Source organism: Microbacterium sp. (assembly GCF_041641055.1).
Classification (GTDB): domain Bacteria; phylum Actinomycetota; class Actinomycetes; order Actinomycetales; family Microbacteriaceae; genus Microbacterium.
Genome location: NZ_JBEPZB010000006.1, coordinates 17,596 through 33,005, shown reverse-complemented (window position 1 = coordinate 33,005; position 15,410 = coordinate 17,596). Strand labels below are relative to the sequence as shown.

Below are 15,410 nucleotides of genomic sequence, written 5' to 3'. Positions count from 1 at the left end.
TTCCCTGGCCTGTCACGCGGTAGCGGCCCCGAGGCCCCCCGGATCTCCGGAGTCGTGGATGATGAACGCGAACGAGTGATCGTCAGGCGGTCGCGAGCGCCGCCTTCGCCGAGGTGGTGCGCCGCAGCGCGACCACCAGGGTCGTCACGACGAGCGACAGCACTCCCCAGACCACGAGGGCGGCGGCCGCGCCGCCGTTCGCGGCGATCAGGCCGGAGAAGGCGGATGCCGTGGGCAGCGCCGCACCGAGGTCGGCGAGCCACCCCGGCACGGTCGAGATGAGGCCCGTCGCGACCGCGAGGACTCCGATGAGCGCGCTCACCCAGCGGCCGACACCGCCGAACAGCGCTACCAGCGCCTGGTTCACGGCGGCGAAGACGACCCCCGCGAGCACGGCGATACCGGCGAACGACCACCAGGCGGCGGCGTCGTAGCTCGCGACGAACTGCACGATGAGCGAGACCAGCAGGCCCTGAGCGGCCCCGATCGCCGCGGCGGGAGCGAAGGCGCGGAGGGCGAGTGCTGCCGACGACCGTCGCGAGGTCAGTGCGCGAGCCGTGTACGAGCGCATCACGAGGAATGACGCGAGCGCGCCGAACCACAGCACCACCGCCGTGAGCAGCGGGATCGCGGTCGGGCCGAAGATGGTGCCGGCATCCGCTCCTTCGGAGGACACGGGGTCCGCGATCACCGAGGCGAGCGAGGTCGACTCCGAGTCGCTGAACGAGGGGAGTGAGTCGGATGCCGTCCGCAGACCGCCCGCAAGATCACCGGTCCCGGTCGCGAGCGTGTCGAGGCCGGACGAGAGCTCCGTGGCACCGGTCGCGAGCTCGGTGGCGCCGTCGGAGAGCTGACCGGCACCGGTGGCGAGTGCGCGCGCACCGGCCGCCGACTGGTCGAGTCCGTCCGTGGCCAGCTGGTTCAGGCCGTCGGCGAGCGTCGTCGCTCCGGAGCCGGCCTCGCGGAACTGCGAGGCGAGCTCGGCCGATGCACCCTTGTCGAACTCCTGAAGAGCGAAGACCGTGCCGGCGGCAGCGCGGGATGCCTGTGTCGTCGTCGTCGTGGCCAGCGTGTTCGCCGCGGTGCCTGCGGTGTCGAGCTCGGCGCAGAACTCCGGCGTCGCCGCCGTGTCGCACTTCGCGATGAGCGCTGCGAGCTGGGTCGAGACGCCGGAGGCGCCGGTCGCCACCTGCCCCGACAGTGCGGCGCTGCCCTTCGCCGCATCGGAGACCGGGGCCGGGACGATTCCGGTCGCCTCCAGCTGCGCCGCGCCGTCGGTGAGACCGGCGCCGAGGGTGGCGGCTCCGTTCGCGGCCTCACGCGTCTTCGACGCCAGGGTGTCGAGCCCCGAGGCCAGCGATGACGCGCCCGTACCGAGGTCGCCCGCACCCGAGGCGAGCTGTGTCGCGCCGTCCGGAATGGCGGCAGCGCCGGTCGCGGCATCCCGTGCCCCGGTGGCGAGCTTCACCGCGCCATCCGCGGCGTCGCCGATCTGGTCGCCGATCGTGGTGAAGCCGACGAGGATGTTCTCGGTCGTCGCCTCGGACAGGAGCGTGCCCATGCTCGTCGCCGCGACGTTCGCGATCTGGCTCGTGATGAGGTCGTCGGCGACGAGGCCGTCGTCCGGGGTGGTCACCCGGATGGTCGCCTGCTCGGCGTCGCCCCCGCCGTCGGCGACCGCCTGGCCTGCCGAGGTCGCGGCGGAGGAGAAGTCCTCGGGGATCGTGATGACCGCCTGGTACGAGCCGTCCGCCAGGCCGTCGGCCGCATCCTCCTCGTTCGAGATGACCCAGGTGAGGTTGGAGTCGAGGTCGTCCGAGCCTTCGACGAGGCCCGAGGCGAGCTGGCGTCCGAGCGGGGTCAGCTGACCGTCGATCTCGACCGGCTCGTCGAGGTTCACGATCGCGGCGGTCATCGAGTCCAGGCGCTCGGTCGGATTGTGCAACGCCGAGACGAGGATGCCTCCGACCGCTGCGGGCAGCAGCAGGATGCCGAGGATGGTCAGCCAGGTGATGGGCTTGCGCGAGCGGACGCGCTCGATGGGGAGGGTCATGCGGTCACCTCGGTCGATTCGGTGGTGTCGTCTGCGCCGTGCGGAGCAGGGGAAGCGGTGTGCCCGTGTGCGACGGGCGTATCGATGTCGATCAGGTCGGCAGGGGTGCGGCCGGCCGCCTCGAGGACGTCGAGAGCGGCTTCGGGGGAGAGCGCCGTGAGCACGACGGCCGTGCTCCGACGGGCGTCGCGCAGACGCGCGGCGAGCTGATCGCGCGCGGGCGGCGACAGGCGGTCGACGCCGTCGATCACGACGAGCGCCGGCCTGCCTCGGAGAGCCTCGGACAGGTCCGCCGACAGGTCGGACGTGTCAGCGGCGAGCACGGCACCGACGTGCGCGCGCACCCAGGCGGCGCGACCGGGCAGCAGGTGTCCGGCCACCCTGAGGCGTCCGTCTCCCGGCGTCACGCGACCCGCGATGGTGAGCGCGAGTGCGCGGAGGGCGCCGACCGACGAGCAGGTGAGCACGGCGGATGCTCCGGGTGCGACTCGCAGGTGCAGACCCTCGACCCCGGCATCCGTGATGGTCAGGTCGTCCGCCGCGACGACGGAATCGTCTCCCGGCCACTCCGCCAGATGGCGCTCGCGCTCGACGGCCTCGCCCTCGATGTCGACGCTCGGGAGGATCCGCTCCAGCCAGGCGGGGATCTCCCAGGCGCGCTCGCCGAGGATCGCCATGAGCGCGGGGATCAGCGTCATCCGCACCAGGAACGCGTCGATCGCGATGCCGGCGGCGAGGCCGAGGGCGATCGGCTTGAGCGACGAGTCGCCCTCGGGGACGAAGGCCACGAACACCGCGAACATGATGAGTCCTGCCGCCGTGACGACCTTCGCCGATCCCGTGAAGCCGCTGCGGACCGCGCGCAGTGCCGCGGCGCGGCGGACGGCACGGTCGGGATGCTTCGCCTCAGGGTCGTGCACGAAGTCCTCGCGCATCCGCGACACCAGGAAGACCTGGTAGTCCATGGCGAGCCCGAACAGCACGCCCATCAGGATGATCGGCATGAAGCTGATGATCGGGCCGACCTTCGCGACGTGCAGAGCGTCGGCGAACCAGCCCCATTCGAACACCGCGCCCACGATGCCGAACGCGGCGACGATCGAGAGCAGGTATCCCGCCGCGGCCGTGAGCGGCACCCACAGCGAGCGGAAGACGATGGTCAGCAGGATCAGTGACAGCCCGATCACGAAGAGGCCGAAGGGGAGGAGCGCGTTGCCGAGCTGGTCGGAGATGTCGATGCCGACCGCGGTGAAGCCGGTCACCTTGAGGTCGATGCCGAACTCGTCGAGCCATTCGTCGTGGTGCGAGCGCAGCTCACGCACGAGGTCGGCGGTGGCGGGGTCATCCGGCGCCGTCTCGGGGACGATCTGGACGATGCCGGTGTCGGCCGTCTCGTTCGGGGTCGCGAGGGCGACCTCCTTGACGCCGTCGATCTTCGCGACCTCGTCTCCGAGGTCCTCCATCAGAGTCAGCGGATCGGTCGAGGTGACGATCGTCCCGGTGAGGATCAGCGGGCCGTTGAAGCCGGGGCCGAACTCCTCGCCGACGAGGTCGTAGCTCTGGCGCGCCTCGGAGTCCTGCGGCAGCACGCCCGCGTTGGGCAGCGCGAGATTCAGACTGAGTGCGGGAACGGCGACGATCCCGAGTCCGAGCACCACTGCGAGGGACACGAGGAGCGGACGCTTCGTGACACCCGTCACCCATCGATCGCTGAAGCGGCGGCGTGGGGCGGGTGCGGACTGGCCCTTCTTCGCCTTCGGCGCTCGCCGCGGGCGACCGGCCACGCGCCCCTTCATGAAGCCCAGGAGGGCGGGTGTGAGCGTCACCGCGATGGCGACGGCGACCGCGACCGCAGCGGAGGCGGCGATGCCCATGGTCGTCAGGAACGGGATGCCGGCGAAGCCGAGCCCGATCAGGGCGATCAGCACGGTGACTCCGGCGAACACGACCGCGGATCCGGCCGTGCCGACCGCTCGTGCCGTGGACTCCTCGGGGTCGACACCGTCGCGGACCTGGTCCTGGTGTCTGGCCATGATGAAGAGGGCGTAGTCGATGCCGACCGCGAGTCCGAGCATCAGGGCGAGCAGCGGAGTGGTCGAGGAGACGGTGGCGAACGCGGTGGCGGCGAAGATGCCTGCCATCGAGATGCCCACGCCGAGCACGGCGGTCAGGAGCGGGAGACCGGCGACGACGAACGAGCGGAAGGTGGCGATCAGCACGAGCAGGGCGATCAGGAGGCCGACGGCCTCGGTCAGGGTCACGCCGGGGATGGACGTGGCGAAGAGGTCGCCGCCGAGCTTGGTCTGCGATCCCTCCGGGAGCTCATCCGCCAGATCGGCGACGACGCCGCGGAGGTCGTCCTTGGTCTCATCCGAGACGTCTGTCGACTGACCGTCGAACTGCAGGCGGATGATGCCGGCGGTCTCCTTCTCATTCACCATGCCGCTGACGTTCTCGTCGAAGGGCGACGTGGCCGACAGCACGGAGTCGTCGAGATCGGCGAGCTGCTCGACGGCATCCTCGATGTCTTCGCGGTAGGGGTCATCCGTGATGGCATCGCCGTCCGCTGCGACGACGATGATCTGCGCGCTCGTGCCGCTCACCGCCGGGAATGACCGGTTCAGCTGCTCGAGGCCGGCCTGCGACTCCGTCCCCGGGATCGAGAACGAGTTGTCGGTTCCCGCTCCGAGCACGAGTGCACCCGCGCCGGCGATGCCGAGGGCGAGCAGCCAGGAGACGAGAACGCGCCACGGGTGCCGGTAGGACCAGCGGCCGAGGGACGACAGGAGTGTGGACACGGGGCTCCTCAGGGAACGTGGGCTGGATACACAGGTGTATCCAATACATAGATGTATCGTAAGGTGGCACGTCCCCGGAAATCTGTGTACGGGGTGTGAGAATGAGAGGCAGGAGGATTCGATGACGACACCCGCCACCCGCAGTCGCGAGAACACGCGAGCCCGGCTTCTGGATGCGGCCGCGCAGGTCTTCGCCGAGGTCGGACTCGACGGTGCCTCGGTCGAGGCGGTCTGCGATCGCGCCGGCTTCACTCGCGGAGCCTTCTACTCCAACTTCGAGTCGAAGGACGAGCTGTTCCTGATGCTCGCAGGCAGCGTCGCCGAGCAGCGCGTCAATGCCGTGCGCACGCGCGTCGAGGAGATCGCCGCGGACGGCGGTCTGTCCGAAGGCTGCGACCCCGTCGAGCTCGTGCAGCAGATCATGGATGCCGGAGGTGACGACCGTCTGGGCGTGATGCTCATGAGCGAGATCCGCATCCGCGCACTGCGTGACCAGCAGTTCGGTGCCGCCTACCTCGCGCAGGAGCGTGAGATGGTGTCGAGCATCGCCATCATCATCACCGACATCGTCTCGGTCAGCTCGCTCGAACTCAGGGTGCCGGCCGAGGAGGCCGCCCGCATGCTCATGATCATCTGGGAGGGCATGACCGTTCGCGGGGCGATGGCCGGTCAGGACTCAGGGCAGCTCCGCCACACCAGCGGCGAGGAGCTCGGACGTCTCGTCCAGCTGCTGCTCGCCGAGTGAGCCGGCGCCGCATCCGGTGAACTGAGTCTGCTGTTAAGACGGATGCATGCCGAGAAGACGGATGCATGCCGAGACGACCCGTTTCGGCATGCATCCGCGTTCTCGGCATGCAGGTGAGTGTCCGGGAGGGGAGGTCAGGGTCCGGACCCGTCTCCGTCAGCGGGCGTCGAGCACGGCGTAGCATCGCTCGAGGCGCTCGAGCCACCAGTCGCGCCGGTCGTCCGCCGCCGCCAGGCGCGTGAGCGCGGCGGCATCCGGTGTCACGCGCGCGGCCGAGATCGATCCGTCCTCGGGGCGAAGCTCGGCGACGTCGTCGAGGAACAGGGATGACGTGCCGAGGCCGCAGTCGTAGTCGAGGCGCGGCAGCGCGGCAGCGAGGGCTGCGCCCTGGGAGAGCCCGACGGCGGTGTCGAGCGCGCTCGAGACGACCACGGGGAGTCCGGCGGCCGTCACGATCTGCAGAGCGTGGGTGACGCCCCCGAGCGGCTGCGCCTTGATCACGAGCAGGTCGGCGGCCTTCTCGCGTGCGACGGCGAGGGGGTCGGACGACTTGCGGATGCTCTCGTCCGCCGCGACCGGGATGCCCATGTACTTCACGCGGGCGCGCAGCTCCGCCAACTCCGGCACTGTGGCGCAGGGCTGCTCGACGTACTCGAGGTCGAACTCGTTCAGTGCGTGCACGGCGTGCTCGGCCTCGTCGACGTTCCAGAACCCGTTCGCGTCGACGCGGATGCGGCCCTCCGGTCCCATCGCCTCGCGGACTGCGCGCACCCGGGCGACGTCGTCGGCGAGAGTCTGCCCCGGCTCTGCGACCTTGACCTTCGCGGTCCGGCATCCGGCGAACCGGGCCAGGACCCCTGCGACGGCCGCGGCGTCGATCGCCGGGATCGTCGCGTTCACGCCGATCCGCTCTCGAAGTGGTGTGGGCTGCGTGTTCCAGGCGAAGTCGACGGCCGCCGCGAGCCAGGTCGCGGCCTCGGCGTCGTCGTACTCGACGAACGGAGAGAACTCCGCCCAGCCCTCCGGCCCTTCGAAGAGCAGGGCCTCCCTGGTATCGACACCGCGGAACCGCGTGTGCATCGGAAGGGAGACGACTCGAGCCGAGCCGAGCAGATCTGCGAGTGCGGGGAGCATGTGCTCATTCTGCTCTGTCCGCGCCGCCTCGGGGGATCCGCCGTGCCGACGGCCGATCCCCGCGTCACGCTTGCATCACACGGAGATGTGTCATTGACAATGGTGTGTGACGCACACTAATGTGATCGACATGAACGAGATCCTCGACACGCATCTGCAGGAACTGCGCCGCGGCACCGTGGTGCTGGCCTGCCTGCAGCTGCTGCGCACGGCGGGGTACGGCTACGGACTGCTCGAGGACCTCGAGCGCCACGGCTTCGCCACCGACGCGAACACGCTGTACCCGCTGCTTCGCAGGCTCGAGAAGCAGGAGTACCTCACGAGCGAGTGGAACACCGACGAGGCCAGGCCGCGCAAGTTCTACCGCACCTCGGAAGCCGGCATCCGGCTCGCCGACACCCTGACCGAAGAATGGCGCTCGCTCACGACGGCGATCGCGACCCTCACAGCCGAGGAGAACTGACATGACCACGACAGCCACGCTCACCGAGCGCTACATCAGCGCCACCATCCGCAGCCTCGCCCCCGAGCTGCAGGACGACGTCCGTGCCGAGCTCGAGGCGTCGATCGCCGACGCGGTCGACGCCCGCCTCGAACAGGGCGAGTCGCCCACCGAGGCCGAACGCGCCGTTCTCACCGGGCTCGGCGACCCCGGCATCCTGGCCGCGGGGTACGCAGACCGTCCACTGCACCTGATCGGGCCGAAGTACTACCTCGTGTGGTGGCGCCTGCTGAAGCTGCTGCTCGTCATCGTGCCGATCTGCGCGTTCGGCGGAGTGATGCTCGGACAGCTCATCGACGGCGCGCCCACCGGCGAGATCATCGGCACTGCGGTGGTCGCAGCCCTCGGTTCCATCGTGCACGTCGGGTTCTGGGTGACGCTCGTGTTCTTCATCCTCGAACGGACGGGCGCCGACACCGGGGTGAAGTGGAACGTCGACCAGCTGCCGGAGCCGACGCAGAACGGGGCAGGACGGGCGGATGCGATCGCATCGCTGATCTTCCTGGTGCTCGGCGTGGGCGCCGTGCTCTGGGACGCGTTCATCGGATTCTTCCCGACCGGCGGTGAGCCGATCTCGATCCTCGACCCCGCGCTCTGGCCCTGGGGCATCACCTTCTTCTTCGCGCTGTTCGTCGCCGAGGCCCTGCTCGCCGTGGTGGTCTACGCCCAGCGGCGCTGGACGGTCGGAGCCGCGGTGGTCAACACCCTTCTCGCGGTGGTGTTCGCGGCATGGTCGCTGACGTTGCTGGTGCGGGGGGAGCTGCTGAACCCGGAGTTCCTGAGCCACGTCTTCACCGACAACGGCGTGACGGATGAGACCATGCGGATCCTCACGGTGATCACGGGCTTCGGCCTGGTCGCCTTCCCGATCTGGGACATCGTCGACGGATGGATCAAGACGGTCCGCGCCCGCCGCGGCTGAGCGGGAGAACGCAGACGGCGTCGCCTTCGCGGGCGGCGCCGTCTGCGTGTGCAACCCGGGCGGGAATAGGGTGGATCCGTGACCCACGCATTCGTCTCAGACATCTTCGACCCGGACGAATGGGTGCTCGCGCCCGGTGCCGAGGACTACACCGACATCACGGCGCACGTGAGCACCGACGGGGGAGTCGCGCGCATCGCGTTCGACAGGCCGGAGGTGCGCAACGCCTTCCGCCCGCACACGGTCGACGAGCTGTACCGCGCACTGGACGACGCACGACAGAATCCGCGCATCGGCGCCGTGCTCCTGACCGGCAACGGCCCGAGCCCCAAGGACGGCGGCTGGGCGTTCTGCTCCGGCGGCGATCAGCGCATCCGCGGACGTGACGGCTACAAGTACTCCGACGACGAGACGACCGTGCATGACCCCGCGCGGGCAGGTCGCCTGCACATCCTCGAGGTGCAGCGGCTCATCCGCTTCATGCCGAAGGTCGTGATCGCGGTCGTCCCGGGCTGGGCGGCCGGTGGCGGGCATTCGCTGCACGTCGTCTGCGACCTCACCATCGCCTCTGCGGAGGAGGCGAGGTTCAAGCAGACGGATGCTGACGTCGGCAGCTTCGATGCCGGATACGGCTCGGCGTACATGGCGCGGCAGACCGGTCAGAAGTTCGCCCGCGAGGTGTTCTTCCTCGCCGAGGAGTACTCGGCGCAGCGCGCCTACGAGGCCGGCGCCGTCAACCGGGTCGTGCCCCACGCCGAGCTCGAACGCGAGGCGCTGAAGATGGCGCGGACCGTGCTGACCAAGTCGCCGACGGCGATCCGGATGCTGAAGTTCGCGTTCAACGCGGTCGACGACGGTCTCGTCGGGCAGCAGGTGTTCGCGGGCGAGGCGACGCGCCTCGCCTACGGGACAGACGAGGCCGTCGAGGGCCGTGACTCGTTCCTGCAGAAGCGGGATGCGGACTGGTCCTCCTTCCCCTGGCACTACTGAGCGGATCGAGACGGACATGGTCGCCCTGATTCCGACGGATGCCGAGGACCCGGCCGAGCTTCGCGAGGCGTTGGCCCGTGCGCTCGACGGCGGCCCGGCACTCGGATTCGGGATGCTCGGCGACGCGCCCGACTGGGTTCCGCAGGGCACGGCGGCGGTCATCGCGACCTCCGGGTCGAGCGGCATCCCCAAGCGCGTCGCGCTCAGCGGCGAGGCGCTGCGGGCGAGCGCCGACGCCACGGCGGCGCGTATCGGGAGCGGTCGCTGGCTGCTCGCCCTGCCTGCCGGGTACGTCGCCGGACTCCAGGTGCTGGTGCGCTCGCTCCTCGCAGGCACCCATCCGGCGGCGCTCGACGGCCGGTTCTCACCCACCTCGTTCGCCGAGGCCACACTGTCGATGCTGCGTCCGTCCGCGGCGACGAGCTCGATCCCGGATCTCTACACCTCGCTCGTGCCGGCTCAGCTCGCGACGCTCCTCGACGCCTCCGACGACCGCCCCGTCCGGTCGGCGCTGCAGGCGTACCGGGCGATCCTCGTCGGCGGCCAGTCGCTGCCGGAGCCCCTGCGCGACCGCGCGGCCGACCTCGGCATACGGCTCGTGCGCACCTACGGCTCGACCGAGACCAGCGGTGGATGCGTGTACGACGGCGTCCCCCTCGACACGGTGGCCGTGCGCACGGTCGACGGCGAGCTGAGGATCGCCGGCCCGATGCTGGCCGACGGCTACCTCGGCGACGGGGAGCTGACGGCCTCGGCCTTCTCGCGCGACGAGCACGGCATCCGCTGGTACCACACGGGAGATCTCGGACTGTTCGAGGACGGCGTGGTGCGCGTGCACGGCAGAGCGGACAACGTGATCGTCTCCGGAGGGATCAACATCTCCCTGGACCGGGTCGAACGGCTCGTCCGCCGGGTGCCCGGCCTGACCGGAGCGGTCGTCGTCGGCGTGCAGGACGACCGCTGGGGCGAGGCCTCGGTGATCGTGGCTCCGCGCGGCGAGGCGCTGCGGCGCAGCGAGGCGGAGCAGCTCGCCCACGCCCGCGACGTCGTCGCCGCCGAGCTCGGCAAGCACGCGCGACCCGCCCGGCTGATCGTGGTCGACGAACTCGACCTCCTGGCATCGGGCAAGCCGGACCGCGAGGCGATTCGCCGGGCCGTCTCCGAACTGCACTGACCGCTGGATGGCGCATGCGGATCGCGCCCTGCCAGACTGGGGCATGGCCACCTACACGCACGGACATCACGCGTCCGTCCTCCGCTCGCACAGCGTCCGCGACATTGCGAACTCCGCCGAGTACCTCCGCCCGCACCTGACCGAGACGACACGACTGCTGGACGTCGGGGCGGGGCCCGGAAGCATCACCGTCGACTTCGCGGGAGTCGTCGCGCAGGTCACCGCCACGGAGATCGACGAGAACGCGCTGTCGCTGTCGCGGACGCTCGCTGCGGACCGCGGCGTCGACAACATCGCTTTCTCGGTCGAGGACGTGCAGGCGCTGAGCTTCGCGGATGACAGCTTCGACGTCGCGCACGCGCATCAGGTGCTGCAGCACGTCGGCGACCCGGTGCAGGCGCTGCGCGAGATGCGTCGGGTCACCGCGCCGGGCGGCGTGGTGGCGGCGCGCGACGCCGACTACGCCGGCTTCCACTGGTTCCCGCTGCTCCCCGAGCTCGACCGCTGGCTCGACCTGTACCGGAGTGCGGCGCGTGCGAACGGAGGCGAGCCGGATGCGGGACGCCGTCTCCTCGCCTGGGCGAGGGCCGCCGGCTTCGACGACGTCACGGCGACCGCCTCGACCTGGTGCTACGCGACTCCGGACGACCGGGCGTGGTGGGGCGGGATGTGGGCCGACCGCATCCTCGAGTCCGCGCTCGCGCGACAGCTGGTCGACAGCGATCTCGCGACCGGCGGCGACCTGCAGGACATCAGCGACGCCTGGAAGCGGTGGGCCGACGACGGCGACGGATGGTTCCTCGTGCCGCACGGCGAGATCATCGCGAGGGTCTGACCCGCGGCGGATACATCTGCAGGCGGATGCGAGCCGGACGCCGCGCCGCGTAGCGTGGGGGAGTGATCCGCCCGCTCTCGCGCACGGCGCTGGCCCTCGACATCGTCGGGGCGGCGCTGCTCTTCGTCATCCTGACCCCGTTCTCGATCGTGTTCTACGGCCCGGGAGCCGTGGGAGAGGGCGTCGACGGAAGGACTGTGGCGGCCGTGGTGGTGTCGGGTCTCCTGATGTGCGGCGGCGTCGCGATCGGCAGGCTCGCCCCCGGCCTCGCGCTCGCCGCAGCCTGGGCGGGAGCGATCGCGCAGATGATCGCCGGCTACGGCCCGCTGCCGATCGACTTCGCGATCCTGCTGGTGCTGTACGCGACGGCGGCCTGGGGCTCTCGAGCAGTGCTCTGGTGGGGGTTCGGCTCCGCGCTCTTCGGCGCGCTCGTGGCGGCCGTGTACATGGTGGTCGTCACGGGGGTCGTGTCGAGTGCCACCAGCGGATGGGATCAGGTCACCACCGGCACGCTGCTGCTCGTGCTCTGTGCGCTCGCGCTGGGGTTCGCCTGGGTCTGCGGTCTGCTGTGGCGCGTCGTCCTGCGGGCACGCGCGACCCGGTCCGCGCAGCTGCAAGCGGAGTCGCTCGCGGCCGAGGAGCAGGAGCGGGTGCGCATCGCCCGCGACATGCACGACATCGTCGCGCACTCGCTCGCCGTGGTGATCGCGCAGGCCGACGGCGCCAGATATGCCGCCGCGGCGAAGCCCGAGATGGCGACCGAGGCGCTCGGCACGATCGCCCAGACCGCGCGCGGAGCGCTGAGCGACGTACGCCTGCTGCTCACGCAGCTCCGCCACCGTCAGGGAGACGGCCCGCAGCCGACGCTGGCGGACCTCGAGACGCTGTTCGCCCAGGTGCGCCAGGCGGGGATCGAGCCGCGCATCACGGTCGATCCGACACCGCCGGGTGAGCCGCCGGGGGCGATCCAGCTCGCGGTGTACCGCATCCTGCAGGAGGCGCTGACCAACGCCATCCGCCATGGCGACGGGGCGGTCGACGTGCATCTGGCCTGGCTCGCCGATCGGGTCGACATCCAGGTGCGCAACACCGTCGGTCGGGAGCAGCCGCAGGTCGGCGGAGGTCACGGCGTCATCGGCATGCGCGAACGCGCGCAGCTCGTGGGCGGTAGCCTTCAGGCGGAGCGCCAGGGCGCGCAGTTCGTGGTCCGCGCGTCGCTTCCGATCGGAGAATCCGCATGATCAGGGTCGTCCTCGTCGATGATCAGGCGTTGTTCCGCGCCGGCGTGCGGATGCTGCTCGCCTCGCAACCCGACCTCGATGTCGTCGGGGAGGCGGCCGACGGGCGGGAGGCCATCGCCCTCGTCGCGACCACGCGACCGGATGTCGTGCTGATGGACATTCGGATGCCGGTGATGGACGGTCTCACCGCGACCGCCGAGATCCTCGCGCAGCCCGATCCTCCCCGGATCGTGATGCTCACGACGTTCGACCTCGATGAGGCGGCAGCGCGGGCGATCCGTCAGGGAGCGAGCGGATTCCTGTTGAAGGATGCCGATCCCGAGTTCCTCCTCGCGGCGATCCGCACGGTCCACTCCGGGTCGAGCGTGATCGCGGCGTCGGCGACCAGGGAGCTGTTCGAGCACTTCGCGGAGGCGCCGAAGCCCGTGCCCCCGCAGTACTCCGCCCTCACCGACCGCGAGCGGGAGATCTTCGCGCTGGCGGCCAGGGGACTCTCCAACTCGGAGATCGCGGCCAGGGAGTACCTCAGTGAGGCGACGGTGAAGACGCACATCAGTCGCATCCTCACCAAGCTCTCCCTGCGTGACCGCGTCCAGCTGGTGGTGTTCGCCTTCGAGCACGGGCTCGCCTGACCTCGACGGGATCATCCTTGCGATGTACGCGGATGCGTCGCCAGGGCGACGCGGCGATGGCCCTCTGCTCCGTAGCGTCGAAGGCATGGAGATCACGACCACCGACCTCGGGCTCGCAGCCCGCGTCCAGCACCTCAAGAAGACCTACGGCGCAGGAGAAGGCACCGTCCACGCGTTGGACGATGTCAGCGTCGGCATCCGCCGCGGCCAGTTCACCGCGATCATGGGTTCGTCCGGATCCGGCAAGTCCACGCTCATGCACATCATGGCGGGACTCGACTCCCCGACCGAGGGGCGGACCTGGATCGGCGACACCGAGATCACCGGACTGGGCGACCTCGATCTGACGATCCTGCGTCGGCGCCGGGTGGGCTTCATCTTCCAGGCGTTCAACCTGGTGCCCACGCTCACGGCGCTCGGGAACATCATGCTTCCGTTCGAGCTCGACGGTCGGCGGCCGAGCGCGATCGAGAAGGCGCGCATCGACGGCCTCATCCAGACCCTCGGCCTGGGATCGCGCCTGCAGCACCGGCCGCACCAGCTCTCCGGCGGACAGCAGCAGCGGGTCGCGATCGCCCGCGCGCTCGCCACGGCTCCCGATCTCGTCTTCGCGGATGAGCCGACCGGCAACCTGGACTCCAAGACCGGCCGTGAGGTGCTGCAGCTGCTCGCCACCGCGAGCCGTGAGCACGGTCAGTCCATCGCGATGGTCACCCACGATGCGATCGCCGCGAGCCACGCGGACCGCGTGCTCTTCCTCGGCGACGGTCGGATCGTCGCCGATCACCCCCGCCAGACCGCCGAGGAGATCTCCGCCTACATGCTGGCTGCCGAGGTCGCGGCATGAGCGCCGTCACTGCAACGGCGACACGCACCGACGTGCCGCAGACCTCGGCCACCGGTCCCCGTCTCGCCTGGCTGCGTGATCGCGGCATGGGGGCGAGCATCCTCGTCGCGGCGCTCTCTGCCGCCTTCGGCGTCGTGCTCGTCGAGACCACGGCCTACCTCGGGGCCGTGCTGCAGGCCGACCCGTTCATCGGCGACAGCGAGACGCTGGCCTTCATCGTCGCCCTGCTGTCGGTGCTGCTGACCGCCGTCGCGATGTACGTCGCGGCGATCGTGACCGCCAACACCTTCTCGACGATCATCGCCGGCCGCACCCGCCAGATCGCGCTCATGCGTCTGATCGGAGCCACCGCGCGCTCGCAGCGGGCGGAGGTCGGCACGCAGGGCCTCGTGGTCGGCGTGATCGGCGCGGTGCTGGGTCTCGGCGCCGGGCTGGCGATCGCCGCGGTCGGCGTGCAGATCGGCTCCGGGCTGATCGCGAACGTGCCGCAGGGGTTCTCCCTGGCGCAGCCGTTCATCCTGCTCCCCGCCCTCGGTGTCGCCCTCACCACCTGGGCCGCCGCGTGGGCGGGGTCGCGCCGGGTCCTCGCCGTCACCCCGTTGCAGGCGATCGGCGGAAGCGTCGAGCGCACCCATGATGAGGTCAGCCGCACCAGCCGACACGTCGGCGCGTGGGTGCTGCTGATCTCCGGGGCGATCCTGCTGGCCGCCGGAGTCGCCGTGGGTCTCGTGCATCCGCTCGGCGTGGTCATCGCGTTCCTCGGCGGGCTGCTGTCGTTCACGGGACTCGCGCTCGGCTCGGTGCTGTTCATGCCGCCGGTGCTGCGGCTGGTCGGTCGCCTGTTCGGATCGAGCGCCACGGCGAGGCTCGCCGCCGAGAACGCGCTGCGCTACCCGGAGCGGTCATCGCGCATGGCGATCGGAGTGGTCATGGGCGTCACGCTGGTGACGATGTTCGCCGTCGCCCTGGAATCGGTCAAGCAGATGCTGATCGGACAAGTCGAGGGAGAGGTCCCCGCGGAGTTCTTCACGCCGTTCGACGCCTTCGCCGCGGTGATGATGGTGCTCGTGGCGGTCTCCGCCGTGATCGCGGCCGTCGGCCTCGTCAACCTCCTCACCATCGGGGTTGTGCAGCGTCGGCGCGAGCTCGGGCTGCTGCGCTCGATCGGACTCTCCAACACCCAGGTCCGGCGGATGGTGCTGCTCGAGGCCACCCACATCACGGTCGCGGCGACTCTCACCGGACTCGTGCTCGGCATCGTCTACGGCTGGATCGCCGCACAGTCGCTGCTCGGCTCGACTCCGACGCTCCCCGATTTCGAGCCGGCCGGACTCGTCGCACCGCACGTCCCCTGGCTGCCCGTCATCATCATCGTCGCTGCCACGGCCGTGCTCACGCTCGTCGCGGCGGCCACGCCCACGCGGCTCGCGACCAGGGTGGCCCCGGTCGAGGCGCTCGCCGCCGACTGATCCCCTGCCGACGCCCCGACGATCGCCGCCGCGACCGTCGGGGCGTCGCCGTATCCGGTCGGCTCTAG

The 15,410-nt window shown here is 70.4% G+C and carries 13 protein-coding genes; 10 read left to right on the top strand and 3 right to left on the bottom strand.

The features are described from left to right. Positions 1 to 82: 82 nt before the first annotated feature. Both ACESK8_RS05545 and ACESK8_RS05540 read right to left on the bottom strand, forming a co-directional pair. Positions 83 to 2,053 carry a YhgE/Pip family protein gene (locus ACESK8_RS05545; RefSeq protein ID WP_372967659.1) on the bottom strand — a complete coding sequence of 657 codons (1,971 nt, stop codon included), beginning with the start codon at positions 2,051 to 2,053 and terminating at the stop codon, positions 83 to 85. Then, positions 2,050 to 4,851: an efflux RND transporter permease subunit gene (locus ACESK8_RS05540; RefSeq protein ID WP_372967658.1), complete on the bottom strand. Its 2,802-nt coding sequence runs from the start codon at positions 4,849 to 4,851 to the stop codon at positions 2,050 to 2,052. Before ACESK8_RS05540 ends, ACESK8_RS05545 begins: the two co-directional genes overlap by 4 nt. A 121-nt stretch (positions 4,852 to 4,972) precedes the next feature. Between ACESK8_RS05540 and ACESK8_RS05535 the strand changes: the two genes are divergently transcribed. Continuing rightward, a complete protein-coding gene (locus ACESK8_RS05535; RefSeq protein WP_372967657.1) occupies positions 4,973 to 5,596 on the top strand; it encodes a TetR/AcrR family transcriptional regulator in 624 nt (207 codons plus the stop codon). Positions 5,597 to 5,752: 156 nt separating this feature from the next. Here the strand turns inward: ACESK8_RS05535 and ACESK8_RS05530 are convergent, their stop codons facing one another. After that, a complete protein-coding gene (locus tag ACESK8_RS05530; protein ID WP_372967656.1) occupies positions 5,753 to 6,730 on the bottom strand; it encodes an o-succinylbenzoate synthase in 978 nt (325 codons plus the stop codon). Positions 6,731 to 6,860: 130 nt separating this feature from the next. Here ACESK8_RS05530 and ACESK8_RS05525 point away from each other — a divergent pair, with 130 nt between their 5' ends. The 9 genes from ACESK8_RS05525 (at position 6,861) to ACESK8_RS05485 (ending at position 15,342) form a co-directional block, all read left to right on the top strand. Next, on the top strand, positions 6,861 to 7,193 hold the full coding sequence (locus ACESK8_RS05525) for a PadR family transcriptional regulator (RefSeq protein WP_372967655.1): 333 nt from the start codon (positions 6,861 to 6,863) through the stop codon (positions 7,191 to 7,193). A gap of 1 nt (position 7,194) precedes the next feature. After that, a complete protein-coding gene (locus tag ACESK8_RS05520; RefSeq protein ID WP_372967654.1) occupies positions 7,195 to 8,154 on the top strand; it encodes a permease prefix domain 1-containing protein in 960 nt (319 codons plus the stop codon). A 78-nt stretch (positions 8,155 to 8,232) separates the two neighbouring features. Continuing rightward, positions 8,233 to 9,144 carry a 1,4-dihydroxy-2-naphthoyl-CoA synthase gene (locus ACESK8_RS05515; protein WP_372967653.1) on the top strand — a complete coding sequence of 304 codons (912 nt, stop codon included), beginning with the start codon at positions 8,233 to 8,235 and terminating at the stop codon, positions 9,142 to 9,144. A gap of 16 nt (positions 9,145 to 9,160) precedes the next feature. After that, the gene (locus ACESK8_RS05510) at positions 9,161 to 10,318 is read left to right on the top strand and encodes an AMP-binding protein (protein WP_372967652.1); all 1,158 of its coding nucleotides are present in this window, start codon (positions 9,161 to 9,163) and stop codon (positions 10,316 to 10,318) included. Between the two features lie 43 nt (positions 10,319 to 10,361). Continuing rightward, the gene (locus ACESK8_RS05505; protein ID WP_372967651.1) at positions 10,362 to 11,153 is read left to right on the top strand and encodes a class I SAM-dependent methyltransferase; all 792 of its coding nucleotides are present in this window, start codon (positions 10,362 to 10,364) and stop codon (positions 11,151 to 11,153) included. Positions 11,154 to 11,215: 62 nt separating this feature from the next. After that, the gene (locus tag ACESK8_RS05500) at positions 11,216 to 12,394 is read left to right on the top strand and encodes a sensor histidine kinase (protein ID WP_372967650.1); all 1,179 of its coding nucleotides are present in this window, start codon (positions 11,216 to 11,218) and stop codon (positions 12,392 to 12,394) included. After that, positions 12,391 to 13,026, top strand: a complete 636-nt coding sequence (locus tag ACESK8_RS05495) for a response regulator transcription factor (RefSeq protein ID WP_174521385.1) — start codon at positions 12,391 to 12,393, stop codon at positions 13,024 to 13,026. Before ACESK8_RS05500 ends, ACESK8_RS05495 begins: the two co-directional genes overlap by 4 nt. 85 nt (positions 13,027 to 13,111) lie before the next feature. Next, on the top strand, positions 13,112 to 13,873 hold the full coding sequence (locus ACESK8_RS05490) for an ABC transporter ATP-binding protein (RefSeq protein WP_372967649.1): 762 nt from the start codon (positions 13,112 to 13,114) through the stop codon (positions 13,871 to 13,873). Continuing rightward, the gene (locus ACESK8_RS05485; protein ID WP_372967648.1) at positions 13,870 to 15,342 is read left to right on the top strand and encodes an FtsX-like permease family protein; all 1,473 of its coding nucleotides are present in this window, start codon (positions 13,870 to 13,872) and stop codon (positions 15,340 to 15,342) included. Before ACESK8_RS05490 ends, ACESK8_RS05485 begins: the two co-directional genes overlap by 4 nt. Positions 15,343 to 15,410: the final 68 nt, after the last annotated feature.